Source organism: Mesorhizobium sp. B2-4-13 (assembly GCF_006658535.1).
GTDB lineage: Bacteria > Pseudomonadota > Alphaproteobacteria > Rhizobiales > Rhizobiaceae > Mesorhizobium > Mesorhizobium australicum.
The window spans coordinates 357,347-384,216 of record NZ_VFVB01000002.1; the positions used below are offsets into that span (position 1 = coordinate 357,347).

19 protein-coding genes are annotated in these 26,870 nt (G+C 63.6%); 3 read left to right on the plus strand and 16 right to left on the minus strand.

Annotated features, from left to right (window positions below):
• Positions 1 to 174 precede the first annotated feature (174 nt).
• The 8 genes from FJ936_RS05895 to FJ936_RS05930 form a co-directional block, all read right to left on the minus strand.
• Positions 175 to 1,449 (minus strand): RNA polymerase sigma factor, encoded by a 1,275-nt coding sequence (locus FJ936_RS05895; protein ID WP_015315947.1) that lies wholly within the window; start codon positions 1,447 to 1,449, stop codon positions 175 to 177.
• Positions 1,446 to 1,820 (minus strand): YciI family protein, encoded by a 375-nt coding sequence (locus tag FJ936_RS05900; protein ID WP_015315946.1) that lies wholly within the window; start codon positions 1,818 to 1,820, stop codon positions 1,446 to 1,448. Before FJ936_RS05900 ends, FJ936_RS05895 begins: the two co-directional genes overlap by 4 nt.
• Before the next feature lie 83 nt (positions 1,821 to 1,903).
• Entirely contained in the window at positions 1,904 to 3,019 is a 1,116-nt protein-coding gene (locus FJ936_RS05905) for a DNA topoisomerase IB (RefSeq protein WP_141906220.1), read from the minus strand.
• Between the two features lie 98 nt (positions 3,020 to 3,117).
• On the minus strand, positions 3,118 to 4,056 hold the full coding sequence (locus tag FJ936_RS05910) for a glycosyltransferase family A protein (RefSeq protein ID WP_140792792.1): 939 nt from the start codon (positions 4,054 to 4,056) through the stop codon (positions 3,118 to 3,120).
• Positions 4,057 to 4,302: 246 nt separating this feature from the next.
• Positions 4,303 to 5,187: a transglutaminase family protein gene (locus FJ936_RS05915; RefSeq protein ID WP_141906221.1), complete on the minus strand. Its 885-nt coding sequence runs from the start codon at positions 5,185 to 5,187 to the stop codon at positions 4,303 to 4,305.
• Positions 5,188 to 5,199: 12 nt separating this feature from the next.
• The gene (locus FJ936_RS05920; RefSeq protein WP_141906222.1) at positions 5,200 to 7,611 is read right to left on the minus strand and encodes a circularly permuted type 2 ATP-grasp protein; all 2,412 of its coding nucleotides are present in this window, start codon (positions 7,609 to 7,611) and stop codon (positions 5,200 to 5,202) included.
• A gap of 6 nt (positions 7,612 to 7,617) precedes the next feature.
• Positions 7,618 to 10,977: a transglutaminase family protein gene (locus FJ936_RS05925; RefSeq protein ID WP_141906223.1), complete on the minus strand. Its 3,360-nt coding sequence runs from the start codon at positions 10,975 to 10,977 to the stop codon at positions 7,618 to 7,620.
• 406 nt (positions 10,978 to 11,383) lie between these two features.
• Entirely contained in the window at positions 11,384 to 12,577 is a 1,194-nt protein-coding gene (locus tag FJ936_RS05930; protein ID WP_140619487.1) for an acyl-CoA dehydrogenase, read from the minus strand.
• A 103-nt stretch (positions 12,578 to 12,680) separates the two neighbouring features.
• Here FJ936_RS05930 and FJ936_RS05935 point away from each other — a divergent pair, with 103 nt between their 5' ends.
• Complete coding sequence (locus tag FJ936_RS05935; protein ID WP_140792781.1) at positions 12,681 to 13,592, plus strand: LysR family transcriptional regulator; 912 nt, start codon at positions 12,681 to 12,683, stop codon at positions 13,590 to 13,592.
• Here FJ936_RS05935 and FJ936_RS05940 read toward each other — a convergent pair whose 3' ends face one another.
• From FJ936_RS05940 to FJ936_RS05980, 8 genes are all read right to left on the minus strand, one after another.
• Positions 13,593 to 15,917 (minus strand): Tex family protein, encoded by a 2,325-nt coding sequence (locus FJ936_RS05940; protein WP_140792778.1) that lies wholly within the window; start codon positions 15,915 to 15,917, stop codon positions 13,593 to 13,595. It lies immediately after the preceding gene.
• A 363-nt stretch (positions 15,918 to 16,280) separates the two neighbouring features.
• The gene (locus FJ936_RS05950) at positions 16,281 to 17,462 is read right to left on the minus strand and encodes a serine hydrolase (protein WP_140789104.1); all 1,182 of its coding nucleotides are present in this window, start codon (positions 17,460 to 17,462) and stop codon (positions 16,281 to 16,283) included.
• A 32-nt stretch (positions 17,463 to 17,494) separates the two neighbouring features.
• Complete coding sequence (locus FJ936_RS05955; protein WP_140789100.1) at positions 17,495 to 18,691, minus strand: serine hydrolase; 1,197 nt, start codon at positions 18,689 to 18,691, stop codon at positions 17,495 to 17,497.
• A gap of 67 nt (positions 18,692 to 18,758) precedes the next feature.
• Positions 18,759 to 19,787: an extracellular solute-binding protein gene (locus FJ936_RS05960; protein WP_181171167.1), complete on the minus strand. Its 1,029-nt coding sequence runs from the start codon at positions 19,785 to 19,787 to the stop codon at positions 18,759 to 18,761.
• Positions 19,788 to 19,830: 43 nt separating this feature from the next.
• Entirely contained in the window at positions 19,831 to 20,643 is an 813-nt protein-coding gene (locus tag FJ936_RS05965) for an ABC transporter permease (RefSeq protein WP_027060103.1), read from the minus strand.
• Positions 20,636 to 21,565: an ABC transporter permease gene (locus tag FJ936_RS05970; protein ID WP_224530184.1), complete on the minus strand. Its 930-nt coding sequence runs from the start codon at positions 21,563 to 21,565 to the stop codon at positions 20,636 to 20,638. Before FJ936_RS05970 ends, FJ936_RS05965 begins: the two co-directional genes overlap by 8 nt.
• Entirely contained in the window at positions 21,565 to 22,659 is a 1,095-nt protein-coding gene (locus FJ936_RS05975) for an ABC transporter ATP-binding protein (RefSeq protein ID WP_140713486.1), read from the minus strand. Before FJ936_RS05975 ends, FJ936_RS05970 begins: the two co-directional genes overlap by 1 nt.
• Before the next feature lie 140 nt (positions 22,660 to 22,799).
• Complete coding sequence (locus tag FJ936_RS05980) at positions 22,800 to 24,473, minus strand: amidohydrolase (RefSeq protein WP_140789097.1); 1,674 nt, start codon at positions 24,471 to 24,473, stop codon at positions 22,800 to 22,802.
• 258 nt (positions 24,474 to 24,731) lie between these two features.
• Here FJ936_RS05980 and FJ936_RS05985 point away from each other — a divergent pair, with 258 nt between their 5' ends.
• Together FJ936_RS05985 and FJ936_RS05990 are read left to right on the plus strand one after the other, a co-directional pair.
• Positions 24,732 to 25,385, plus strand: coding sequence for a TetR/AcrR family transcriptional regulator (locus FJ936_RS05985; protein WP_015315929.1), 654 nt, complete (start codon positions 24,732 to 24,734; stop codon positions 25,383 to 25,385).
• 55 nt (positions 25,386 to 25,440) lie between these two features.
• Positions 25,441 to 26,472, plus strand: a complete 1,032-nt coding sequence (locus FJ936_RS05990; protein ID WP_140619469.1) for a histone deacetylase family protein — start codon at positions 25,441 to 25,443, stop codon at positions 26,470 to 26,472.
• Positions 26,473 to 26,870: the final 398 nt, after the last annotated feature.

The window sequence follows — 26,870 nt, forward strand, 5'->3', positions numbered from 1 at the left end:
TCATAGGGCGCGGGTCAACGCCTTGCGCCATGCCTTCCCGGCGCCGTCGCGGCTGGAAGGGGCTGTCATGGCGTGCCATTACCTGTTTCAGGGGAGAATCGCCACCCCGGCATGGTCCAAGCCCGGGCTGCACGATTGAGCCAGGCGATGCTCGGGCCGACCGGGCGTAGGGGCCTAGTTTGCCTTTTTCGCCGGCGTGCGTACGGCGCCGTCCTTGATCAGACGGTCGATATGCATGCGGATATGGGCAGCTTCCGCCGCCGTATTGGCGAGCGCGATGGCGCGGTCGAAGGCAATGCGTGCCTCCTCGCCCCGGTCGAGTTGCATCAACAGCCCGCCCTTGAGGCCGAAGAAATGGAAATAGCCCGAAAGCCTCGGCTCGAGCGGCTCGATCATCGCCAGCGCCGCTTCCGGTCCGCGCACCTTGGCGACCGCGACCGCACGGTTGAGCGTGATGACCGGCGACGGCTGCATCTGCTCGAGCAGGCCGTAGAGCAGGTCGATCTCCACCCAGTCGGTGTCCTCGGCTTTCTCGGCCCGCGCGTGGAGCGCTGCGATCGCCGCCTGGACTTGATAGGGACCTGGCTTGCGATGGCGCAGCGCCTTGTCGACGAGCGCCAGCCCTTCGTCGATCATCTTGCGGCTCCACAGGCTTCGATCCTGGTCCTCAAGCAGCACGATCTCGCCATCATCGTCAAAACGTGCCGGTGCGCGTGCGTGCTGCAGCAGAAGCAGCGCCGTCAGCCCCATGATCTCCGGCTCGGTCTGGAACAGCCGCAGCAGCAGCCGGGCAAGCCGGATCGCTTCCTCGCACAAGGGCGCGCGAGCCGGCGCCTCGCCGCTGTTGGTCGAATAGCCCTCGTTGAAGATCAGGTAGACCATGGACGCGACCGCAGCGAGCCGCTCGGAGCGCTCGACCGCGCCCGGCGTCTCGAACGGCACGCCAGCGTCCGCGATGCGCGCCTTGGCGCGGGTGATGCGCTGCTCCATCGCGCTCTCGCCGACCAGGAAGGCGCGCGCGATCTGCTTGACGGTGAGGCCGGAGACGACGCGCAGCGCCACCGCGATCTGCTGCGTTGCGGGCAAATCAGGGTGACAGCAGATGAACAGCAGCCGCAATATGTCGTCGCGGTAGTGCGCTCCGTCCAGCCGCTCGGCGATGTCGCTTTCGGCGTCCTCCAGATCGGAAACCTGGTCCTCTTCCGGCATCGGCGCCTGCTTGGCACGCTTGCGCACCGCGTCGATGCCGCTGTTGCGGCCGACGAAGATCAACCAGGCCGCCGGATCGCGAGGCGGCCCGTTTTGCGGCCAGTTCTTCAGCGCCTTGAGGCAGGCGTCCTGGAAAGCTTCCTCCGCCGTGTCGAGATCGCGGAAATAGCGCAGCAGCGCGCCCATCGCCTGTGGGCGGGCAGCGCTGATCGCGGAGCTTATCCAGGCGAGTTCGGTCATGCCGGAACCCTGGTCGGATGGAACACCGATACAGGGCGGATTTCGTAGGAACCGCCGCTTGGGTTGACCTCGGAGAGCTCACGGGCGAATTCGACGGCCTCGTCGAGGTCGGCGCAATCGAGCGTGTAGAAACCGAGGAACTGTTCCTTGGTCTCGGCGAACGGCCCGTCGATGACCAGCGATTCACCTTTCACTTTCCGCAGCGTCGTTGCCGCCGTCGTCGGCAAAAGCCGCGCCACGGGCCCAAGCCGGCCGGCGTTGGCATACTTCTCCTGAACGCCGAGCAGGTCGGCCATGACCTTGTCGTCCTGTTCCTTGCTCCAGGAACAGACGACATCTTCGGAGGCGTAGCAGAGGATGGCGTAGAGCATGGACGGTCCTTTCTGTAGCAAAGGACGAAACAGTAGGGCCGATGCCGACATGGCGTCGATAAAAAAATCGAGACGCCGCGGATTCAGCGGCCGCCGATTGCCGCCGATCGGTCCTCCTGCGTCTTCAACCATCTCAACACGAGCGCTTCCTCCTCATCGAGGCCTTCGATGGATCGCTTGCGCTTGTTGGCTTCCGCCATTTCGGCAAGCAGTCGTCCTTCGCTCCAAGCCTTGAAGACCTGCGGATGGATATAGCATTGGCGGCAGACTGCGCGCGTATTGCCCAGCCGTTCGGCCACCTTGTCGATGACGTTGTTCATCACCCGTTTTTGCTGTGCCTGGCTTTCAGGCAGTTCCGTCTGTGCAAACAGCGACGCGGCGTGGATGGTGCCGCCCCATGTGCGGAAGTGCTTCGAACTGAACGCATCGCCGACCGCTTCGCGGATATAGTGGTTCACGTCGTCGGAGCGGACAGGGCGTCTGTTGCCGTCCTCGTCGAGATACTGGAACAGTTTCTGGCCCGGCAGGTCCTGCGCGCCCCGAACGATCCCCGCGATCCGGCGGTCAACCAGCTTCAATTTCCATTCCTTGCCGGACTTGCCCTTGAAGGCGAAGCGCAGGCTCGATCCCTTGATATCGACATGCCGGTCCCGCAATGTCGTTAGGCCGAAGCTCTTGTTGTCGCGAGCATAGGCGGCATTGCCGACGCGGATCATCGTGTTGTCGAGCAGCCAGACCACCGCGGCGGCGACGCGTTCGAGCGGCAGGCCGTGACGACGCAGGTCGCTGTCGATCCTGCGCCGAAGGTCCGGCAGGCTTTCGGCGAAAGCCACGAGGCTCGAATATTTGGCGCCGTCGCGCTCCTCGGCCCATTGCGGATGATAGCGATACTGCTTGCGCCCCCGCTGATCCCTCCCGGTCGCCTGGATATGCCCGTTCGGATCGGGCGAAATCCAGACATCGGTCCAGGCCGGCGGTATGACGATCGCCGCGATGCGCGCTCTGTCGGCATCGGAGACCGCTTTCCCGTCCGGTGCCTTGTAAGCAAATCCCTTGCCTGCCTTCAGCCGGCGGATGCCGGGCTCGGCATCGCTGACATAGGTCAGCGCGGCATCCCTGGCGGAAATCTGTGCTCCATTCTTGGGTACGCTATTACCGTCGGCCAATCGGCTCCGCGACGATCCGGTTCTCTGCAGCATGTAAGCTCCACGCGAAATATCCGTAGATAAGCTGCGGGCTGACCGCTGGTTCCACACCCCGTCTGAAAAGAAGGCAATCCCGGTGGCGTCGGTCAGGCCTACAATGCGCGCTGCATCTGTGTCGGCGGAAGGGACAGCCGGCGCCGCGCCGCGAGCTTGAATTTGTAGCGCAGGCATCGCCAGGCTTCCGAGCGCCGCTTCGGCGCCACTGAGGCTATTGCGAGAAAGCGCGTGGCCATGTCCAGGTCGCCCCGCGCATAATGGACACGGGCGATCTTGAGCGCGACGAGGCCCTCCCTGGCTTTCAGTGCCGAAATCGGGATGCCGCAATCGGTGAGCGTACGCAGCTCCCGGCGCCAGTCCAGGAAGCGCCGCACCGGGTTGACCGTGAAGCGATCGTCCGAACGCTCCGCTGAAACTTCGTAGATCATGACGGGGCGCTGAACCATGACCAGCGACGCCTTGCTCATCAGCCGCGCCCAGAACAGCGTGTCCTCGTCGAAGGCGAGCCCGACGGGGAACCGGGTCTCGCCGATGAGACGCCGGGAAGCCAGCACGCTGCCCACCGCCACCGAGCGTATATCCCCCTTCACGTAGGCGGAGGCGTTGGTGAGGCAGGCCGCGGTGTAGCCGTTTGGCACCTTGATCTGCCGATCCTGGCCGTTCACCCTGCGCCGGAAGGCACCGACGATCATGTCGGCCTTGGGCTGGGTTTCCGCCTGCGACAGCAAGGAGCTTAAGCCGCCCTGAAGGTGCAGGTCGTCGGCGTCGATCAGGTAGACCCACGGATGGGCTGCCTCATCAAGCGCCAGGTTGCGGGCGCCGCCGGCGTCGCGGCAACTGGCGGGCAGCACACGCAAAGGCAGCGATGATTGCGCCGCGGCCTGCCGGGCTGCATCGGCCGTGCCATCGGTCGATTGATCGTCGACCAGCAGGACCTCGCCGATAAACCCGGCCTCTCCGCCAAGCGAGGCCAGCGTTTTAGCGATCGTTGCCGCCGCATTGTAGGCGGGTATGACGACGCTGACAGCTTTCAATGACAAACCTCATGCCTGTGCGCGGCAGCCTAAGACTATTCTCCCCTTAAGGCGAATACAGACTAAGCACTTACAGGAAAAGTGTGAAACGGCTTTTCCCGTCCGGAATTGCGCGAAATCAAAGACTTGGATCGGCTCGCCTTTTCCGTGAACCGGTGAGCTGCTCTAGTGACCGCATCGATGTCTGAGAAGTCTGCCCCATCCTTGTGAGAACTCGCGGCGCCGGGCAAGTTAGTGCGCCCCGTTTCACGCCTTTTCGAGCACGACCGGGATGACGTCGACCGCCTGGTCGCCGACCTGTCCGCCAGTCGTCTTCAGCACGCCGACGATGGGCGCCACATCCGAATAGTCGCGCCCGTAACCAACGGTGATATGGTCGTTGGAGGCCCGCATGCCATTGGTCGGATCGAACTCCTGCCAGCCGGCATCACGCCCGCACCAGACCTTGACCCAGGCATGCATGGCATCCGCGCCTTCCAGCCGGGGCTTGCCTTTGGGCGGAATGGTGCGCAGGAAGCCGCTGACATAGCCCGCCGGAATGCCGAGCCCGCGTAAGCCGGCGATCATGATGTGCGAGAAATCCTGACAGACGCCCCGCTTCAGCTGGAAGGCGTCGCTGGCCCGGGTCCGCACCGTGGTCGCCTCGTCATCGTATGTGAAATCGCGATGGATGCGATTGCACAGGTTCATCGCCGTCCCCGCGGCCGAGTTTCCGATGCTGTCTTGCGCGAATGCGGTGATCGCCGCATCAATGCCCGCATGGCTGCTGGCGGCCAGGAAATGGTGCGGCGAGGCAGGCGCAAGCGACCGCACGGCGGCCAGATCCTGTCGAAGGCGGCGGAGATCGGGCGACACATCGAGCCCTGGCTCGGGCCGCGCCACCGACACACGCGCGCTCATCCTGATGTCGAGCGTGTCATGGGCGTCGCGAAACGCGATCGATGTGACATTGTTGCCGAAGAAATCGGAAAAATCCGACCGTTCGTTGGGTGCCGGTGAAAAAGAAAGCGAAGCGGCGATGACACGCTGCACACCGTCAATGGTCGACGGCAGCACGCGCACCTGATGGCGTCCGCCGCCAGCAGCGGCAGCATAGTCGTAGTGGAGCAGAAGCCTGATGTCGTACAGCATGGCCATCTCTTTCTAGCCGAAATAGGCTTTGGCGAGGCTGCTGTAGAGCCCGCCTATTTCGCCCGCGAGATCGTTCAACGCCTTCACCGTCATGTCTGCCGGTTCCTTGATGGCGATGGACGTGTTGAGCTGCAGGATCTCCTTGGCCGCCGCCGACATGTGCCCCTCGCCGCCGGTCGCCGGCAACAGCCCTATCTCTGCTTTCAGCCTCTCGAGCTGGAACAGGATGGAGCGTGGATTGAGCGGATCGAGCGCCAGGAGATCGATCACCGTGCGCCGGCCGGCCTGCACCGGATATTGCCGTCGATGGGTCATCACGCTGTCGCCGATCTCCAGCATCATGTCCAGCGCCCCGTCCGGCGCCTTGCTGCTGGTCAGTCGGGCCAGAGTGCTGGCGATCTGAATGCCGCGCTCCAGCCGCCGGCCGATCTCGAGGAAACGCCAGCCAGCGAAGCGGTACATGTTCTCATGCAAAAGGCCCGAGAATCCGGCAAGCTTGCGCAGGATCACGGTCATGGCCCGCGTCGCATCGTCGCCGGGCGCCACGGTTGTGGCGAACTGATGGATCGTTTTTGACAAATCCTTGAGCGCCAGCCAGCCATCCGGCGAGAAACGATCGCGGATCTGGCCGGCGCTGTACACCGCGCTGTCGAGCGTGCCGATCAGCCCTGGCGGGATCGCCGTTTCGACATCGATGCCGAACGGTTCGAGATAATCCCTGATATCGGCCAGCAGCGGCATGTCCGGATCGGACGTTTCGGCGAGCCGCACGTGATAGGCGCGCAGGATACGCACCGTGTCTTCCGAGCGTTCGATGTAGCGGCCGAGCCAGGTCAGGTTTTCCGCCGCGCGGCTGGGCAGGCTACCGGGCCTCGTCCGGTTGAAGCTGTCGCTCTCCTGCGGCAGCAGCGTCTCGCGCTCCACGGGTCTGTCGCTGACCACCCAGACATCAGCCGCCTGGCCGCCGCGCTGCATGGCGATCGCCGTCGGGTCGAGCGATAGGCCGACGCGCGCAAACCCGCCCGGCATCACCGTCCAGCCCTCGGGCGTACGCGCCAGATAGACGCGCAGGCTCGCCGGCCGCGGTTCCAGCCAGCCGCCGACATAGACCGGCGTCGTCGAAAGCGTCACCGCCTCCTGGCCGACGAAGGCCTCGCCGTCGCGTTCGATGCGCGCCACCAGTTCCGCCCGCTCCCCGACCGACAGCGCCGAGCCGAGCTTCGTCTGTCCGTCATCTTCGAAGGCAAGTCTTGTCGACAGCGCCGGGCCGACCACCATGCGGTCGATATTGGCGAGCACATGGGCGCGCTCCGTCTCCTGCCCGCACCACCATGTCGCCACACTGGGCAAAAGCAGTTCCTCGCCCCACAATTCGCGCGCGATCTTGGGCAGAAAGGCGAGCAGCGCGCGCGTCTCCATCAGGCCCGAGCCCAGCGCATTGACGGTGGACACCGAGCCTTGCCGGATCGCCTCGACCAGCCCCGGCGTACCGATCTGCGAATCCGGGCGCAGCTCGAGCGGATCGGCGAAGGCGGCATCGAGCCGCCGCCACAGCACGCTGATGGGCATCAGGCCGGACACGGTCCGCACCATCAGCCTGCCGCCGGAAACGGTCAGGTCCTCGCCTTCGAGCAGCATGATGCCGAGGTAGCGGGCGATATAGGCGTGTTCGTAATAGGTCTCGTTGAGTGGCCCCGGCGTCAGGATGGCGACGCGGCCGTCGCTCTCCTTTGCCATGCCGATCAGCGCATCGCGAAAGCGGCGGAAGAAGCCGGCGAGCCGGTGCACATGCATCTCGCCATAGATGTCGGACAAAGCGCGCGTGGTGGCGACCCGGTTTTCCAGCGCGAAGCCGGCGCCCGAAGGCGCCTGGGTACGGTCGCCCAGCACCCACCAGCGGCCGTCCGGACCGCGGCCGAGTTCGAAGGCGCAGAAGTGCAGGAAATGCCCTCCGGCCGGCCTGGTGCCGACCACGGGCCGCAAATATTCAGGGCTCGCCGCGATCAGTCCTGCCGGCAGGATACCTTTTTCGACCAGCCGGTTCGGCCCGTGGATATCGGCAACAATTTCCTCGAACAGTTCGGCGCGCTGCACCAAGCCGGCGCTGACCGCCTGCCACTCGCTGTCCTCGATGAGCAAGGGAATATGCGCCAGCGGCCATTCGCGCTCGTTGGCGCCCGCCTTGTCGTAGACGCGGTAGTAGACACCGGCATCGCGCAGATACTGGTCGGCGCGGGCGAAGCGCTGGCCGAGCTTTTCGGCCCCGAGTTCGTCCAGCGCTTCGACAAAATGCTTCCAGACCGGACGGGGATTGCCTGACGCGTCGACCATCTCGTCGACGACGCCGTCGATCGGCTGGTAGTGCTCCAGCAGGCTATGGGCCTGCGGCTTGCCGCGCACCCTTTTGTGATTCCCCTTTGCCATGTCAGATCACAGTCTTGGTGGACGCCTGAGGTCAAGGGTCATCGGGAAATCTTCCGCCGGCTGTTCCTCGCGCAACACATAGCCCGAGGGTGTGTGGCCGCGCGGTTCGAAGCGGGCGAGCCGCCGTGCCTCCGCCTCGTTGCCGTTGACGGGGAAAGTGTCGTAGCTGCGCCCGCCGGGATGCGCGACATGGTAGACGCAGCCGCCGATTGCCCGGCCGGACCAGCGGTCATAGATGTCGAACACCAGCGGCGTGTTGACCGGCAGCGCCGGATGCAGGCCCGAGGCCGGCTGCCAGGCCTTGAAGCGCACGCCGGCCACCGCGACCTCTCTGTTGTCGGTAATCCTCATCGGCACGATGCGGCCGTTGCAGACGATCGCATGACGCTCCGGGTTGAGGCCTTCGGTCCTGACCTGCAGCCGTTCGACCGATGAATCGACGAAGCGCACGGTGCCGCCGATCGCGCCCTGCTCGCCCATCACGTGCCATGGTTCCAGCGCTTGCCTGAGCTCCAGCTTGATCCCGGCATGCTGCACCTCACCGCAGAAGGGAAAGCGGAATTCGAGCTGGGCATCGAACCATTCGGGCCGGAATTCGAAACCATTGAGCTTGAGGTCGTCGAGCACGTCGAGAAAGTCCGCCCAGACATGGTGCGGCAGCATGAAGCGATCATGCAGCGAGGTGCCCCAGCGCGCGAAGCGCCCGTCGAGCGGGTTCTTCCACGCGCGGGCGATGATGGCCCGCACCAGCAATTGCTGCGCCAGAGACATGCGCGCATTGGGCGGCATCTCGAATCCGCGGAATTCGACAAGGCCAAGCCGGCCAGTCGGACCATCCGGGGAAAACAGCTTGTCGATGCAGATTTCCGAGCGATGCGTATTGCCGGTGACGTCGGTCAACAGGTTGCGGAACAACCGGTCGACCAGCCACGGCAAGGGTGCGGCACCCTGGTCGGGATGCGGCACCTGCGCCATCGCGATTTCAAGCTCGTAAAGAGAGTCGTGGCGCGCCTCGTCGAAGCGCGGCGCCTGGCTGGTCGGGCCGATGAACAGGCCGGAGAACAGATAGGACAGCGAGGGATGCCGCTGCCATTGCAGCACCAGGCTCTTCAGCAGGTCGGGCCGGCGCAGGAATGGGCTGTCATTGGGCGTGGCGCCGCCGACCACGACATGGTTGCCGCCTCCGGTGCCGGTGTGGCGGCCGTCGATCATGAACTTGTCGGCGCCAAGCCGCGTCTGCCGCGCCTCGTCGTAGATCGCCGTCGTTGTCGCCACGCAGTCCTGCCAGTTGGAGGCTGGGTGGATGTTGACCTCGATGACGCCGGGATCGGGTGCCACGCGGATGACGTTAAGGCGCGGGTCATGCGGCGGACCGTAGCCCTCGATGTGCACGGGAAGGCCAATTGCCTTTGCCGCGTTCTCGGCCGCGGCGACGAGCTCGAGGTAATCCTCGAGCGCCTCGACCGGCGGCATGAACACGCACAGCCTGCCGTCACGCGGTTCGACCGAAAGTGCCGTGCGCACCGCGCCGCCGATCTCGGTGATCTCCTGCTCGACGCGCTCCTGCTGGCCGGTCGTCGCCGTGAACGAGGCTGCCTGCTGGCGACGGGCCATTTCGTCGGCGCCTTCGAGTTCCGCAGGAGCGGCCGCTGGCAAGATCGCTTCGCGCACGGGCAAAGGGCCACGCGGCAGCGACGGATCAACGGGCACGATGTAGGGGAATTGCGCCGGCGGCACATAGGGCAGCGTGCCCAGTGGGAGACGATAGCCGACCGGGGAATCACCCGGCACCAGGAACAGCCGGCCGCGCCGCGTCTTCCATTTCTCCGAGCGCCAGCGCGGATCGGAGGCCTGGCTGTTCCAGCGTTGCACCGGCAGCACATATCCGGACGGCTTGGTCAGCCCGCGTTCGAAGACACGCGCCATGCGGCTGCGTTCCTCCGGATCTTCTAGCTTCGAATTCGACGGGTCGACATTCTCGGGCAGCTTGCCTTCCTTGAGCAGCCATTCGGCCGGATCCTCATAGGCTTCGCTGACCATGGACGTGTCGATGCCGAGTTCGCCGGCGATCGCCGTCAGCAGGCTTTCGGCTTGTTTCGGGCCGATATCAGCCGAACTATCTTCCCGCGCGATCAGCGACGGGTCGCTCCACACCGGCTCGCCGTCGGCGCGCCAAAAGAGCGAAAACGTCCAGCGTGGCAGGCTTTCACCGGGATACCACTTGCCTTGGCCGTAGTGGAGAAAACCGCTGGGCGCGAAACGCTCGCGCAGCCTGCGGATCAACGCATCGGCCTTTTCGCGCTTGGTTGGCCCAACGGCGGCGGTGTTCCATTCGGCGGCCTCGAAATCGTCTATCGAAACGAAGGTCGGCTCGCCTCCCATGGTCAGCCGCACATCCCCGGCCGCGAGCGCGGCATCGACCTTGTTGCCGAGCGCGTCGAGCGCCTGCCAGCTCTCGTCGGAGAACGGCTTGGTGATGCGCGGATGCTCGGCGATGCGGTCGACCCGCATCTCGAAGCCGAACTCGACATTGGCAAAGCTCGCCATGCCGGAAATAGGCGCCGCATTGCGGAAATGCGGCGTCGCTGCCAGCGGCACATGGCTCTCGCCGGTGAGCAGGCCCGAGGTCGGATCGAAGCCGATCCAGCCGGCGCCAGGAAGATAGACCTCGCACCAGGCGTGCAGGTCGGTGAAATCGACCGCTGTCCCGGCCGGCCCATCCAGCGCGACAAGGTCGGGCTTGAGCTGGATCAGATAGCCCGAGACGAAGCGCGCGGCGATGCCGAGATTGCGCAGGATCTGCACCAGGAGCCAGCTTGAATCGCGGCAGGAGCCCTTGGCCGCTGCCAGCGTTTCCTCCGGTGAGAAGACACCGGTTTCCATGCGCACGATATAGGTGATCTCGCGCTGCAGGCGCGCATTGAGATCGACGAAGAAATTGACCGTGTTGGGCGCGCTGCGGTCGACGGTTTTCAGAAACGCCTGGAGCAGCGGCCCGGCCGGCTCCGGCGTGCGGTAGATGGCGAGGTCGTCACGGATCTCCTCGGGATAGTCGAACGGGAACGCCTCGGCCGACGGTTCGACGAAGAAGTCGAACGGATTGTAGACGGTCATGTCGGCGACGAGGTCGACCTCGATCTTCAGCTCCGTCACCGGCTCCGGAAAGACGAAACGGGCGAGGAAGTTGCCGTAAGGATCCTGCTGCAGATTGACGAAGTGGTTCGCCGGCTCGACCTTGAGCGAATGGCTCAACACCTTGGTGCGGGAATGCGGTGCCGGCTGAAGCCTGATGATTTGGGGCCCGAGAACCACCGGCCGGTCGTATTTATAGTGGGTCAGGTGGTAGACGGCTGCCAGAATTGCCATGGGGCCCCGGAGATCGGCGTTTCATCAGCCGAACCCTGACACATCTGGCCGCCATTCTCCAAGCGGATGTTGCGGTGCACCTAAATTAAACGGCTATCGAACGGACAATATCATCTGGTTCGACTGGTTGCTCGCTACCGTCTCCAGCACTGATGATTGGTGGAAGCGCCTCTCCCGTCGTCATCCTAGGGCGAAGCAAGGAGCGAAGCGACGCGGCGCAGACCCTAGGATCCATGCCGTTACATTGATCGAAGAATACCAGCGGCGCAGAATGAGGTCATTCTGTTGCGATTCGGCCGTGCACACATCCTTCAGCGCAGCAGCGCTTCCGTGTCGCGGCATGGATCCTAGGGTCTCCGCGAGGTCGCTTCGCGACTGCTCCGCCCTAGGATGACGAAGCCGAGGATCAAAAGAAGGCCTGTATCCCCGTTTGCGCCCGTCCCAGGATCAGCGCGTGCACGTCATGGGTGCCTTCGTAGGTGTTGACGGTTTCCAGGTTCTGCGCGTGGCGCATGACGTGATAGCCGATCTGGATCCCGTTGCCGCCATGCATGTCACGGGCCTGGCGGGCGATGTCGAGCGCCTTGCCGCAATTGTTGCGCTTGACGATCGAGATCATTTCCGGCGCCATCTTGCCTTCATCGAGCAGGCGCCCGACGCGCAAGGAGGCCTGTAGCCCCAGAGCGATCTCGGTCTGCATGTCGGCGAGCTTCTTCTGGTAGAGCTGCGTGCCGGCCAGCGGCTTGCCGAACTGCTTGCGGTCAAGCCCATATTGGCGAGCGCGATGCCAGCAATCTTCCGCCGCGCCCATCGAGCCCCATGAAATGCCGTAGCGGGCCCGGTTGAGGCAGCCGAAGGGTCCACCGAGGCCCTTGGCGTTGGGCAGCAGCGCGTCCTCGCCGACCTCGACGCCTTCCATCACCACTTCGCCGGTGATCGACGCGCGCAGCGACAGCTTGCCGCCGATCTTCGGCGCCGACAGCCCTTTCATGCCTTTCTCCAGCACGAAACCGCGGATCTCGTCCTTGCCGTTCTCGCCCTTCAACTTCGCCCATACGACGAACACGTCGGCGACCGGCGCGTTGGAAATCCACATCTTGGAGCCGGAGAGCTTGTAGCCGCTGGCGGTCTTTTCGGCGCGGGTCTTCATGCCGCCGGGGTCGGAGCCGGCATCCGGCTCGGTCAGACCGAAGCAGCCAATCCATTCGCCGCTGGCGAGCTTGGGCAGATATTTCCTGCGCTGTTCGTCCGAGCCATAGGCATGGATCGGGTACATCACCAGCGACGACTGCACCGACATCATCGAGCGATAGCCGGAATCGACGCGTTCGACTTCCCGCGCCACCAGCCCGTAGGTGACATAGCTGGCGGCGAGGCCACCGAACTCTTCCGGAATGTTGATGCCGAGCAGGCCGGCCTCGCCCATCTCGCGGAAGATCGCCGTGTCGAAGGTCTCGTTGAGATAGGCTTCCTCGATGCGCGGCGCGAGCTTGTCGGCGGCAAAGGCGGCAGCGCCATCGCGCACCATGCGCTCGTCTTCCGAAAGCTGGTCCTCGATCAGGAACGGGTCTTCCCACACGAATGCATTCTTGTCGGCCATGGCTTGTCGATCCTTGAAACAGGTGAAGCCCGGCTTATCGGCTCGTGGCCTGAAAAAATCAAACGAAATTGCTTCACGGATTAATGAGCGTTAGGAATAGATCATGAGTGTCCAGCGCCGCCTTTTGCCCAACATCAGCGCCCTTGCCGCCTTCGAGGCCGTGGCGCGGCTTGGCTCCTTCACAGCCGCCGCTCAGGAACTGGACCTGACCCAAGGCGCGGTCAGCCGCCAGATAAGGCTTTTGGAAGATCAGTTCGGCCGCCGGCTGTTCGAACGCGACAGCCGCAATGTAAGGCTCTCCACGGCAGGTGAAATCTACGCCGAAGCGGTACGCTCGGCGCTTGGCCAGTTGCGTGACGCAGCCCTTGGATTGATGAGCAATCGGCATAGTGGGATCTTGAATCTTGCCATTCTGCCGACTTTCGGCACACGTTGGCTGATGCCGATGATCCCCGATTTCGTCGAGAACAATCCCGACATTACCATCAACTTCGTCACCCGCGTCGGGCGCTTCGACTTCGCTCGCGAACGGTTGGATGCCGCCATCCACTACGGCCTGCCGGACTGGCCGGACGCCGACTCGACCCTTCTGGTGCGCGAGGCGGTGGCGCCGGTGGTGTCACCCGAATTCCTCGCCGGCCGCGCCATCGCCACGCCGGCCGACATCGGCCGCCTGCCGCTGCTGCACATGACGACGCGCCCCGGCGCCTGGAGCGAATGGTTCGAGCATCAGGGCCTGAGCGCGCCGACCGGGCCTGGCATGCAGTTCGAGCAGTTCGCCACCGCCGCCCAGGCTTGCATGACCGGGCTCGGCGTGGCGCTCTTGCCGCAGATCCTTATCGAGGGTGAACTGCAGCGCGGCCAGCTTGTGCCCGCGCCTGGCCAGCCGATGCAGAGCCGCAGCGCCTATTACCTTGTCATTCCTCACGACAAGCGCGGCTATCCGCCGGTTGCCAGTTTCCAGGACTGGCTGCTCGGCCAACTTGAGAAGGAGCCGGCTGTTCTGGCGTGGTAGCTACTTTCGCTTCAGCGCGTCCGCCAGCGCGGCGCCGAACGCACCTTGCTGTGCCGGCCGCTCCGGCTGGCGTTGCGGCGTAGGCCCGCGTGGCGCCGGCCTGCCGCCGCCATTGTCGCGCGGCCCGCCCTTCGATGCACCGCCCTCGCCGGCATCCTTACGCATGGAGAGCGCGATACGCTTGCGCTTGATGTCGACATCGACGACGCGCACCTTGACCACGTCGCCGGCCTTGACCACCTCATGCGCATCCTTGATGAAGCGGTCGGCGAGCTGCGAGACATGCACCAGCCCGTCCTGGTGCACCCCTATATCGACGAAGGCGCCGAAAGCGGCGACATTGGTTACGGTGCCTTCCAGCAGCATGCCGGGCTTCAAATCCTTGATCTCGTCGATGCCATCGGCGAAGGTCGCCGTCTTGAAGCCGGGACGCGGATCGCGGCCGGGCTTCTCCAGCTCCGCCAGAATGTCGCGCACCGTCGGCAAGCCGAACCGCTCATCGACGAAGACGCGCGGGTCGAGCGCCTTGAGCGCGGCACTGTCGCCCAAAAGCGAACGCACGTCGCGGCCGCAGGCGGCGACGATCTTCTTGGCCACGCCATAGGCCTCCGGATGCACCGACGAGGCATCGAGCGGCTCGCTGCCATTGGCGATGCGCAGGAAGCCGGCGGACTGCTCGAACGCGCGCGGTCCAAGCCGTGCCACCTTCAGCAGATCCTTGCGGCTGGCGAACGGGCCGGTCGCATCGCGATGCGCGACGATTGCATCGGCGAGCGACGCGCCGAGGCCTGAAACCCGCGCCAGCAACGGCGCCGACGCGGTGTTGAGGTCGACGCCTACCGCGTTGACGGCGTCCTCCACCACCGCTTCCAGCGAGCGGCCGAGCCGGTACTGGTCGACATCGTGCTGATACTGGCCGACGCCGATGGATTTCGGCTCGATCTTGACCAGTTCGGCCAGCGGATCCTGCAGCCGTCGCGCGATCGACACCGCGCCGCGCAGCGACACGTCGAGGCCGGGGAACTCGGCGGCAGCCGTCGCCGAGGCCGAATAGACCGACGCTCCCGCCTCGCTGACGATCACCTTGAGCGGCTTCGGGCCGCCGTCCGAAGGCATGTCGGACAGCATGTCGGCGACCAGCTTCTCCGTCTCGCGGCTGCCGGTGCCGTTGCCGATCGAGATCAGCTCGACCTTGTGCTGGCGGATAAGCGCCGCAAGTTCGGCCTGCGTGCCACGCACATCGTTCCTCGGCGGAAACGGATAGACCGTCGTCGTCGCCAGCAGCTTGCCGGTGCCATCGACCACCGCCACCTTGACGCCGGTGCGGATGCCGGGATCGAGCCCCATCGTCGGCCGCGAGCCGGCGGGAGCCGCCAGCAGCAAATCCTTGAGGTTGCGGGCAAAGACATGGATCGCTTCTTCCTCGGCCCGCTCGCGCAGGTCGCGCATCAGGTCGAGCGTCAGGTGCAGCGACAGTTTGATGCGCCAGGTCCAGCCTGCCACTTCCATCAGCCAGCGGTCGCCTGGCAGGCTGGCACCGATGGCGTAGGCGTTGGCGATCATCCGCTCGACCGGCTTCACCGGCGAGCCGTCATCGGCATCCACCTCGATGTCGAGCGACAGCACCTCCTCGTTGCGGCCGCGCAGCATGGCGAGCGCGCGGTGGCTTGGCACGGTCGCCCAACGTTCGACATGGTCGAAATAGTCGGAGAATTTCGCGCCGGCTTCCTGCTTGCCGTCGACCACCCTGGCGCGCAGGAAGGCGCGTTCCTTCATGTAGCTGCGCAGCTTGCCGACCAGATCGGCATTTTCGGCGAATTGCTCCGACAGGATGTCGCGCGCGCCCTCGAGCGCCGCCTTCGCATCGGCCACCTCGCCGGTGACATAGGCGAGCGCGACGTCCGCGGGCACCAGCGAGCGGTCGGCGAGAATGGCTTCGGCCAGCGGCCCCAATCCACGCTCGCGGGCGATCTCGGCCTTGGTGCGGCGCTTCGGCTTGTAGGGCAGGTATATGTCCTCGAGCTCCGCCTTGGTCGCGGCGCCCGCGATCTTGGTTTCAAGCTCCTCCGTCAGCTTGCCCTGCTCGCGGATCGAGCCCAGGATGGTGTCGCGGCGCGCGTCGAGTTCGCGCAGATAGACAAGACGCTCGGCAAGGTCGCGCAATTGCGTGTCATCCAGCCCGCCGGTCACTTCCTTGCGGTAGCGTGCCACGAACGGCACCGTCGCCCCCTCATCGAGGAGTCCGATCGCCGCGGCCGCCTGTTCCGGCCGCGCCTTGATTTCGGCCGCGATGATGGCTGCGATGCGCTTGATGTCGGATGCCATGTCTTCCCACTCTCGTCGAAAAGAGCGGCGACCATAAGCGCAGACATCAGGTCCGCCAACCGCGACGTTTTCAACGGCGGCGGAGGTCCACAGGAAAACGCGATGCGTTCACCGGATCTGGGTACCGCAGGAATTTGCTGATACTGAGATGTCTGCGCCGCCCCTCACCTGCCTGCCGGCATCCTCTCCCCGTATAGTGACGGGGAGAGGGCGCTGTCATCGCCGATTTCGCCAATCGCCAACGGTGCAAAGGGGCGCCGGCGTAGCGACCAGATCCCTTCTCCCCGTCACTATACGGGGAGAAGGTGCCGGCAGGCGGATGAGGGGCAGCGCCGACATCACCAATCGCACGCGACTGCCCACTTAGACCATCCGGCTCAGCGCCTCGAAAAACGCAACGATCTCGATATCCAGCGGATCGTCGACCGGCTCCGGCTGCGACGACATTTTGGCGATCACCACTTCGGTGCTGGGATCGACATAAAGCCACTGGCCATGGATGCCGATGCCGCAATAGGCGCCGTTCTCGTGTCCTGTCTGGTACCATTTGTTGCGGTAGCGGCCTTTCGGGAACAACGGCAGCATGGCACCGCGCCGCCAAGCTTCCGAACTGCCGCCGGTGCTGGTGGTGTCGCGCACCCAGGCCTCGGGCACGATGCGGCGGCCATTGGCGGTGCCGCCCTGCCGCATCATCTCGCCGAGGCGCGCCAGGTCACGCGGCGTCACCGAAATGCCGCCGGCGGTGCGTGCCGTGCCTTCCATGTCGACGCCGACAGAGGCCTCGCTGAGGGCGCCAAGCGGCAGCCATAGTTTCTCGCGCATGAGGTCGGTGAAGCGCTGGCCCGAGGCGCGCTCGAGCAGCAGGCCGAGCAGGTCGGAATTGGGCGAGCGGTAGCGGAAGGTCTGGCCATGCGGCTCGGCAAGCCGCTGCAGGGTCAGGATGAATTCACGCAGGCTTTCGGTGCCGCCGCCCGGATTCCACAGCGTCGCTCGGCGATAGCGGGCGAAGGCGCTTTCCGGATCGAGATAGGCCTCCTCGAAATCGAGGCTGACGCTCATGTCGAGCACATGCCGAACGCTTGCATCGCCATAGGCCGAGCCGGCTGCTTCAGGGATATAGTCCGTCACCGGCGCTTCCGGATCGAACGCCCCCTCGCCTTCCAGTATGCCGGCGATGATCGCGGTCACCGATTTGCTGATCGAGAAGATGATGTGGCGCGCGCCGAACTCCATATGCGGCGCGAACCAGTCGCCAATGATCTTGCCGCCCTTCATCACCGTCAGGGCGTCGGTGCTGGAGCGCAGGAGGAATTCAGCCACCGTCTCCGGTGCAGTCGCGACCGTGACCTTTTCCCCGAGCAAGCCGTCCATGTCTCGCGGAGGGGCTTCTGCGGCGCCGGGCGCTGCCGCCACCCGGGCGGTCGGCACCAGTTCGCCGAGATTCTGGAACGACCACCGATTGAACGGGCTCACACGCCAGTTGCCGAGCAGCACCTCGTTGCGGCGGAATCCGTATCGAGTCTCGAACGCGGTCTTGCCGGTCATGGCGTTTCCTCCCAGTCCATTGGTCATGAAGCTCAGGCAAGCGCCGCGGCGATGGTGTGCACGGCCTTCAGCGTTGCCTTGGAATAGGCCATGTTGCTGAAATCCGGCCAGGTCGACAGCTTCACCACGACTATTCCTGTGTTCCAGTCGATATGGATCAACTGTCCGAACACGCCACGGCACATCAGTGCCCGCGAGCTGGGATTCTCGATCCAGAACTGGTTGCGATAGCTGCCCTCGGGCAGGCTGGCCGTGAAATCCGGACCATGCCTGCCGGTACGCGTCGCCTCGATCCAGTCCGCCGGCACGATGCCGCCGCCATTGTCGAGGATCAGCTGGCCAAAGCGGGCGTAGTCGCGTAGCGTCGCGTTGAAGCCGCCATCGGCCAGCGCATAGCCGGCACTGTCGACGGTGAAGCAGGCGCTTTCGTCAGGCCCGAGCTTTTGCCAAAGTTCTTCCGAAACCAGTTGCGCCAGCCGCTTGCCGGTCACCCGTTCCATGATGAAGGCGAGCACGTCCGTTTCGATCGAGCGATATTCGAACGCGGCTCCATGCGGGCGAACCGTGTCCTTCAAGCCCAGGATCAGCTCGAACATGTGCGATGGCCAGCGGAAATCCGGGTCGCTGCCCGGTGGCACCGGCTTCCAGCCGGTGGCGACATCGACCTGGCCAATGTCGGAATAGCGGTCGGTGTATTCCTCCGAAAACCGCACGCCGGTGGTCATATCAAGCACATGCTGGACGCTGGCGCCGGCCCACCCGGTCGCGCTCAGTTCCGGCAGGTAGTCCGTCACTGGCTTCGCCGGATCGATCAGGCCGCGCCCGGCCAATATGCCGAACACCGAGCCGGTGACCGACTTGGCCATCGACTGCGACAGGTGCAGCGTGCGCTCGTCCATGCCGTTGAAATAGCGCTCATAGGCTATCCTGCCGTCCTTGAGCACCAGGAAGCCGTCCGTATAGGTCTCGTCGAGCAAGCCGGCGAGTGTCGAAGGCCTGCCCTCGCTGTCCTCGACCGCTAGCCCGTCGAGATCGGCCTCGGCGCGTTCGAGACGGTGGCGATGGCCAGCGCCGCGCCAGACTTCCACGGTCGGCAGAATTTCCCGGATGTGCTGGAAAGCCCAGCGGTTCCAGGGCGGCCTGTCCCAGTCGAGCCTCGGCGGCAGCATGGCGGGCGGCGAGCCTTGCATGATCGGCGGCCGCGGATCGCTGTTGCGGTAAGATGTCATGGAACCCTCCCCGTAAGCGCAAAGAAGGGAGGCCAAAGCCTCCCTCCCGCTGGATTTTAGACCGAACCTATTTGCGCAAATTGGTCCAGATCTTGTTGTAAATCTCCACCACATCTGGCGGACAGGGCGGAACGAATTCCGCTACCGGCGCGCCTGCCGGCGGATTGAGTTCCGGCGAATTGGCGAAATCCGGCTGCAGGAACTTGTGGCTGCCCGCAATGCCGTTGTCGTAACCGGCGAATTCCGAGATCAGCGCAGCGTTTTCCGGAGCCATGATAAAGTCCTGGAACAGCTTGGCATTGTCGAGGTTCTTGGCGCCCTTCAGCACCGCGACATTGTCCATCCAGCCCTCGATGCCCTCCTTGGGATAGGCGTATTTGATGGCCGGGATTTTCTGCCGCGAGCGATAGGTCGCGCCATTCCACTGCTCCGTCACGATCACGTCGCCGGAGGTAATCTTGGTGATGGTGTCGTAGCTGAAGGTCTTCCATGACGGCTTGGCGGCCATCAGGATGTCGTTGACCTTCTTCAGATTGGCCTTGTCGGCACCGCAGCGCGGCACGCCGGCATAACGCTCGGCCGCATGCATGACGGTGTTGACATCGTCGAGCATATTGATCTGGCCCTTCAGCTCCGCCGGCGGGTCGAAGAGGATGGCCAGCGAGTCGATGTTGCCCTTGAACTTGTCTGTGTTGACCGCGAATGCCGTGGTGCCAAACTGCCACGGCGCGGTGTAGTGGCGGCCGCTGTCCCAATAGACGTCGACGAAACGCGGATCGATGTTCTTGCCGTTGGGCATTGCATTGGGCTCGGTTTTTTCGAGCAGGCCCTCGTCGACCATGATCTTAACGGTGTAGTCCGAAGGCACCACGATGTCGTAGCCGGAATTGCCAGCGCGTACCTTCGACAGCATGGTTTCGTTGGAATCATAATCGTCCAGCGTTACCTTGATGCTGTACTGTTTCTCGAATTTATCGATCAGCTTGGGGTTGGTGTAGTCACCCCAATTGTAGATATGCAACTCGCCGTCGGCGAGTGCCGGCACTGCCCACATAAGCACGGCCGTCGAAACGGCCGCCATCAACTTTCTAGACATTTTTGTTCTCCTTGCCTTCCCATTGTTGTCGTGGAGCTTTTGGTCACTTGGCGCGTCGGCGCGCGATCAGGAATGACACCGAGACGAAGAGGATCGAGACCAACAGCAGGATAGTGGAGATGGCATTGATCTCCGGCGTCATCGGCCGCCTGATCTGGTTCCAGATGTAGAGAGGCAAGGTCGTCTGGCCGGGGCCAGCGACGAGCTGCGTGATGGTGAAATCGTCGAAGGAGACGATAAAGGCGAGCGCCGCACCCGACATTATACCGGGAACAAGCAAGGGAAGTGTTATGCGCCGGAACGCATGCCACGGCGTGGCGTAGAGATCGGCCGCGGCGGATTCGAGCGTCAGGTCCATGTCCTCGAGACGTGCCCGGATCGGCATGTAGGCGAAGGGGATGCAGAACACGGTATGGGCGAGGATCAGATTGCCGATGCCGAAATTCAGGCCGAAGGCCCCGGCGATCAGGGCGAAGAAGGACAATGTCGCCACCGCGGTTATGATCTCGGGAACCATCAGCGGCAGGTTTATGACCATGAAGGCGGCAGGAAGGCCACGCCACGGCTTCACCCGGGTCATACCGATCGCCGCCAGCGTGGCGCAGATCGTCGAAACGATCGTCGCGCTCACCGAGATGATCAGCGTGTTCTCGGCGGCGTTGTGGAATTCCTCATTGAGCAGTGCGGTGCCGTACCAGGTCAGGCCGACGCCCTCCCAATGGGTGACAAGCGAACCCGTGTTGAACGAAAAGATCATCAGGATCAGGATCGGCACGTAAAGCACGGCAACGCATATGATGGCTATCGTGCGGAACCCCGGCTGATCCTTGATATCTACGTTGCGGGGATCAGCCATGCTGCACCTTCCCCGACGTATTGCGAACGTAGAAGTACAGCGCCACGAGCACCGCGGCCATTAGAATCAGCGCTTGCGCGCAGCCGAGCGGCCAGTTGCGTCCCGAGCCGAATTGCTGGGCGATGAGATCCCCTATCATCAGATGGATGCCGCCACCAAGGATCAGCGGCGTGACGTAGGCGCCGAGTGCCGGGATGAAGACGAGCAGGCAGCCGGCGATGATGCCGGGCAACGACAGCGGGATGATCACGCGCCACAACACTTTGCGACGGGTGGCGTAAAGGTCATAGCCGGCCTCAACCAGCCGGAAATCCATTTTTTCCAGGCTTGAATAAAGCGGCAGGATCATGAACGGCAGAAAGGAATAGAGCAGGCCGAGTTGGATAGCGAAATTAGTATAGAGCATCGTGATCGGCTTATCGATCACACCCAACGCCATCAGCGCATTGTTGACCAGTCCTTCGTCGCGGATGATGAACATGATCGCCAGCGTACGCACCAAAAGGTTCGACCAGAACGGAATAGTGATCAAAAGCACCCACCAGTTGCGCTGCGCCGGCGGCCGCGTCGCCATGAAGTAGGCGGTTGGAAAGCCAAGCAGCAGGCAGATGACCGTCGTCACCACGGCGAACAGGAACGAGCGCAGGTAGATGATCAGGAAGTCCGGCGTGAACTGCAGCGTGTCATCGAAAATATCGCGCTGGAACAGGAAGTTCAGATAGGCGTCGGTCGAGAACTGCCATTGCACGCCGCCATAGGGCGCTGCCTGGAGAAACGAATAAACGCATATGATGATGAGCGGCAGCACGCCGAAAATGCCGATGATGATCAGCGCCGGCACGGAGAGCAATCGGTTGCGCCGTGCCGAGGCCTTGGCGGCACCTGCTTCGAACAAGGCGGCTTTTGAGAGTGCGGTTGCCATCAGTCCCTCAACACCTGTGCGGCGTCGTTGCCAATAGCAATGCCGACCTTGTCGCCCTGCTCGAAACCGCAGCCTGCGCTACGGGTGTTCTGCTGGCGGACCGTGAAGGCCTCGCCACTGTCGAGGCGGACCTGAATGTGCGTATCGGTGCCGAAATAGACGATGTTTTCGACCGTTCCGGAAAGATCACCCTTGGTCGTTGTCAGCTTGGCATGTTCGGGCCGCACCACCACGGTGGCGTTGTCCTTGGGCTGGAAGCCTTCCGCCACCGTGGCATTTATCATCGCCCCGGATTTGAGCGTCGCGCGGGCCTTTCCATCGCTGACGCCAGAGATGGCGGCGGTCAAGAAGTTGGTCTCGCCGATGAAGTCGGCAACGAAGCGTTCGGCCGGCTTGTCGTAGATGTCCCAGGGCGAACCCACCTGCAGGATCTTGCCCGACGACATCACGGCGATACGGTCCGACATGGTCAGCGCTTCCTCCTGGTCGTGGGTGACGAAGATGAAGGTGATCCCGGTCTCGTGCTGCAGCCGCTTCAGTTCGATCTGCATCTCCTTGCGCAGCTTGTAGTCGAGCGCGGAGAGCGGCTCGTCGAGCAGCAGCACCTTCGGCTGCGGTGCGAGCGCCCGCGCGAGCGCTACGCGCTGCTGCTGGCCGCCGGAGATCTGGCTGGTGCGGCGATTGCTCAGCGCTTCCATCTTGACCAGCTTCAGCATCTGGGCGACGCGCGCCTTGATCTGATCCTTTGGCTTGCCCAGCATTTCCAGGCCGAAGCCGATGTTCTCGGCCACCGTCATGTGCGGGAACAGCGCGTAGGACTGGAAAACGGTGTTGACCGGGCGCTTGAACGGCGGCAAGGGCGCGATGTCCTGGCCGTAGAGCAGGATTTCGCCGGCTGTTGGAAAATCGAATCCGGCGATCAGCCGCAAAAGAGTGGTCTTGCCGCAGCCGGACGGCCCAAGCAGCGTGAAAAACTCGTTCTCGCGAATGGAGACCGAGACCTTGTCGAGGGCAGCGACCTGCCCCTCACCCGATCCGAAAATTTTGCTGACGTTTACTACTTCAATCGCATTCCGATCCGGTTTGTCCGGCACGATTACGCCTCACTGTTGACCCCGCTCTTGCTGGCGGAGCTGTTCCCCTGTTGGATGTGACCACACGCCCGGTATGTTGGCAAGCCCGGCATTGACTCACAGTTCAGTGTACTCTTGGGGTAGCAAGCCCCATGCCACAGTCAGGCTTGGTAGGTGATTTTGCCGCCACAGATGGTCGTCACCGGCCGCACCGTATGCAACGCTTCCGGGGCAGTCCTCTCGATATCGGCCGACAAAACGACCAGATCCGCCAGATAACCCGGCTTCAGCACGCCTTTGCGGTGTTCCATGAATTCGCTGTAGGCGCCCTCGACCGTATAGCCGGCAAGCGCTTCATGCAGCGAGAAACTCTGGTCCGCCAAGCCCTCTGCCCAAGGCTTTCGCATCACCGCCGCTTGGATGCCCAGGATCGGATCAACCGGCGAGACCGGCCAGTCGGAAGCGAACACGACGCGGGCGCCAGCATCCTTCAGCGTGCGCCAGGCATAGCTCAGCGGCCACCTTTCGCGACCGATGCGCGAAATCGTCGGCTCCAGCGGAAAGTTCATGGCGCCGGGCGGATGCGGCGGTTGCATCGAAGCGATGACGCCAAGTTCGGCGAACCGCGGTACATCCGTCGGGGTGATGACTTCGATATGCTCGACGCGGTGACGGCTGTCCCGCTTGCCGTTGTTCTCCCGCGCCGCCTGATAGCCGTCCAGCACCGCGCGGACTGCGCCGTCACCGATCGAATGAACGGCGATCTGCAGGCCTCTGCGGTCGGCCTCCACTGCCACCTCGGCGAAGTGCTCGGGCGTGAACAATGGCTCGCCGCGCCAGCCGGGACGGTCGGCGTAGTCGTCGACCATCACGGCAGTCCAAGAATCGAGCACACCGTCGTAAAACACCTTGACCATGCCCGAGGAGAGCCATTCGGAGTTATAGGTCGCGGCCATACCCGACGCTTTTTCAAGCATGCCCAGTGTCATGAAGTTCTTGAAATGGAACGGGATTTTTGTACGGCATATAAGCCGCCCTTCCGCCTCCAGGCCGGCAAGCAATTCAAGCTGGTAGAGGTTGCCATCCATGTTCTGGATCGACGTGATGCCATGCCTGGCGCACCATTCGAGACCGCGATGCATCAGATCGCGGTCGGCAGCCAATTCCTCGGCCGAAGGATAAGGCTCCGGCTCCATGCCAGTCAGGCCAAGCCGCGTGCGGTTCTGGCCAAAGAATTCCAGAATCGGACCAAATGCCTCACCTTCGCGCAATTCGCCCGAGGCCAGTCCGTCGGCGCCGATGACGATTTCGTTGCCCGGCCCCAATTGGCGGCCATGCAGAAGCCCTGCCTGCTCCAGCGCCTTGGTGTTCGCCCACATCGTATGATGGTCGGAAGCCGACATGGCGAAGGGGCGGTCGGGAATGATGCGGTCGAGATGATGCCGCGTAACCGGCTCGGGAAGAACCGCATAGTCGACGCCGGCGCCGATCAGAAGCTTGGCATTGGGCCGCGCCGCGGCAAAGAGCTGGATAGCATCGCGCAAGGCATCGAAGCCATGCACGCCAGCCAGGTGCAGATTGTCGAGTTCAGCCGCGCCGCCGAACAGATGCATATGGGCCTCGATGAAACCCGGGATCACCGAACCGCCCTCGGCGTCGATGACCTTTGTACCCGTTCCCCTGAACTCTTCGATTGCAGCACGGCTGCCAATGGCGATGATGGCGCCGTCCTTGACGGCAACGGCCTCGGCGGCGGGATTGTCACCGTCCATGGTCAGCACACGACCGTTGATGACAATCAGATCCGCATTGTGACCCGCACCCGTAACAGACATCGCGACTCCGCGCTTTTGACGACTGATTTTAGACCCGACAACCCCGTGCCCAACGACCCACTCCACAGGAGCGGCGCCATGGGACAAAAATAGATGCCAGTACGCTGTCTTCGAAATTTCCCTTGTTATCCCAAGAGACAGCGTGGATAAAGAATGCGACTGATTATTCGCGTTTGTCAACATGCCGGATTTAGAATGTATTGTGGACAGCACGCCCCGCTTGTGTTGGGACCAGGCAGGGAACGAGGGCATCAAGCAGTGAAGCGCAGTCTCGACCGCAAAACCAGGATAGCGCTCGAGCCGCGCAAGCAGCCGCGGCAACAACGGTCCAGCAAGGTGGTCGACAGGATCCTCGACGCTGCGCTGATCCTGACGCGGGAGCAAGGAACCAGGACACCGACGACGCTCGCCATCGCGCAGCGCGCGGGCCTGTCGGTCGGTTCGGTCTACCAGTACTTTCCCAACAAGGAAGCCATTCTTCTGGATCTCGCCCGGCGCTGGCTGTCATCCTTTCCCGAGGTGATCGCGAGGCGCATCAAGGTCGCCCCGCCCACCAACCGCGAAGAATTTCGGCGGGAAGTGCGCAAGCTGTTCATCGACACGTCCAAGCTCTACCTCGAAAACGCCACCCTGATGCCGGTGATCGAGGCCATTTCAGGCAATGCCGACCTGCGGCCGATCCAGAACGAATATGACGACCAGATCATCGCCCTCTATGCTGCATGGCTGCAGCATGTGAACCCCGCACTCGAAGGCAAGATCGCCAGCCGGCTCGGCGTGCTGATGATGGAGGTCGGGCACGTCTGCCGGCTCGTTGGGCTGAAGAAGGACCGCAGGACATTCGACCTCATCGAGGACGATGTGGAAACCATGTGGCTCGCCTTGGTGAGCCCCTACCTCAACCTTGACTGACCGATTTCAATGCAATCCCGGACGGAAAACCGCTTCGCACTTCGAGAGGAAATTCATGAAGACTGTCTATTCGCCACTTCACGCCGGTCATGCCGGGCAGATGGAACTGGTCACGTCAGCCATCGTGCCCGGCTTCGAAAAGCCCTCGCGGGCGGAGTTCATCAAGGCGCGGGTCGAAAGCGAGAAGCTCGGACCGATCATTGCCCCGGTCGAGCACGACCTCGCCGCCGCCAAGCGCGTCCACAGGGCCGACTACATCGACTTCCTGCCGACCGTCTGGCCGCAATGGATCGCCGAGGGCCATGCGGGCACCGCGATGCCCTTCACCTGGCCGACGCGCGGCCTGCGCGGCGACGTGCCGCCCAAGCGCATCGACGCCCTGCTCGGCTATTATTCCTTCGACGGCGGCGCCACCTTCGTCGAGGGCACCTGGGCCGCGATCAAATCGTCCTTTGACGTCGCGCTGACCGCCGCCGGCCTGGTCAAGGACGGCGAGAGGTCGGCCTTCGCGCTCTGCCGTCCGCCCGGCCACCATGCCGGGGCCGGCTTCATGGGCGGCTATTGCTATATCAACAACGCGGCCGTCGCCGCGCAATGGTTCCGCGACCAGGGCGCCAAGCGTGTCTCGATCCTCGATGTCGACTATCACCACGGCAACGGCACGCAGGAGATCTTCTATGACCGCGCCGACGTACAGGTTCTCAACCTGCACGGTGATCCGATGGTCGAGTACCCGTTCTTCCTCGGCCATGCCGATGAGCGTGGCGCGGGGGCCGGCGAAGGCTTCAACATCAACTACCCCATGCCCTTCGGCACCGGCTGGGATGCCTGGAACGTGTCGCTGGAGGATGCCTGCGCCAGACTCGCCGCCTACGCTCCCGACATCGTCGTCGTCTCGCTCGGCGTCGACACTTTCGAAAAGGACCCGATCAGCCAGTTCAAGCTGAAAAGCCTGGATTATCCGAAGATCGGCCAGCGCATCGCCAAGCTCGGCCTGCCGACGCTGTTCGTCCAGGAAGGCGGCTATGCCGTCGAGGAGATCGGCATCAATGCCGTCGGCGTGCTGACTGGGTTCGAGGATCGGTAGAGCGGTCGTCCAGCAAGCGCAGCGCCTGCGGGGAGGACGGACAAAGGAAGGATGGCGGCAGCCGCCCTTTTTTGCACCCAGAGGCGCCGCGTAAGCCCATCGCAAAAATCATGACCGGCCTGCGCGGCTCGATTTCCGTGCCAGGAAGTGCAGAGAAATTGGCCGCTGAGTCGCGGGCCGAGTCCACCGGATTCGATTTTGTCAAATCGCGTTTGATGTCGGATTCATCTGCGGGTAGATTAGACCCGAATCAGCCGGTCCTCGGGGGGCGCGGCGACCACCCAAAGTCTCACGTTCCGGAATTTTTCCGGCGCCAGACGCGGATGTCTCGCGTTCCCTGAATGGATTCCGTCTGGTTGGGCGCGGCCCCGCGCCTCGTGTGTGTCTCGTAAAAGTAA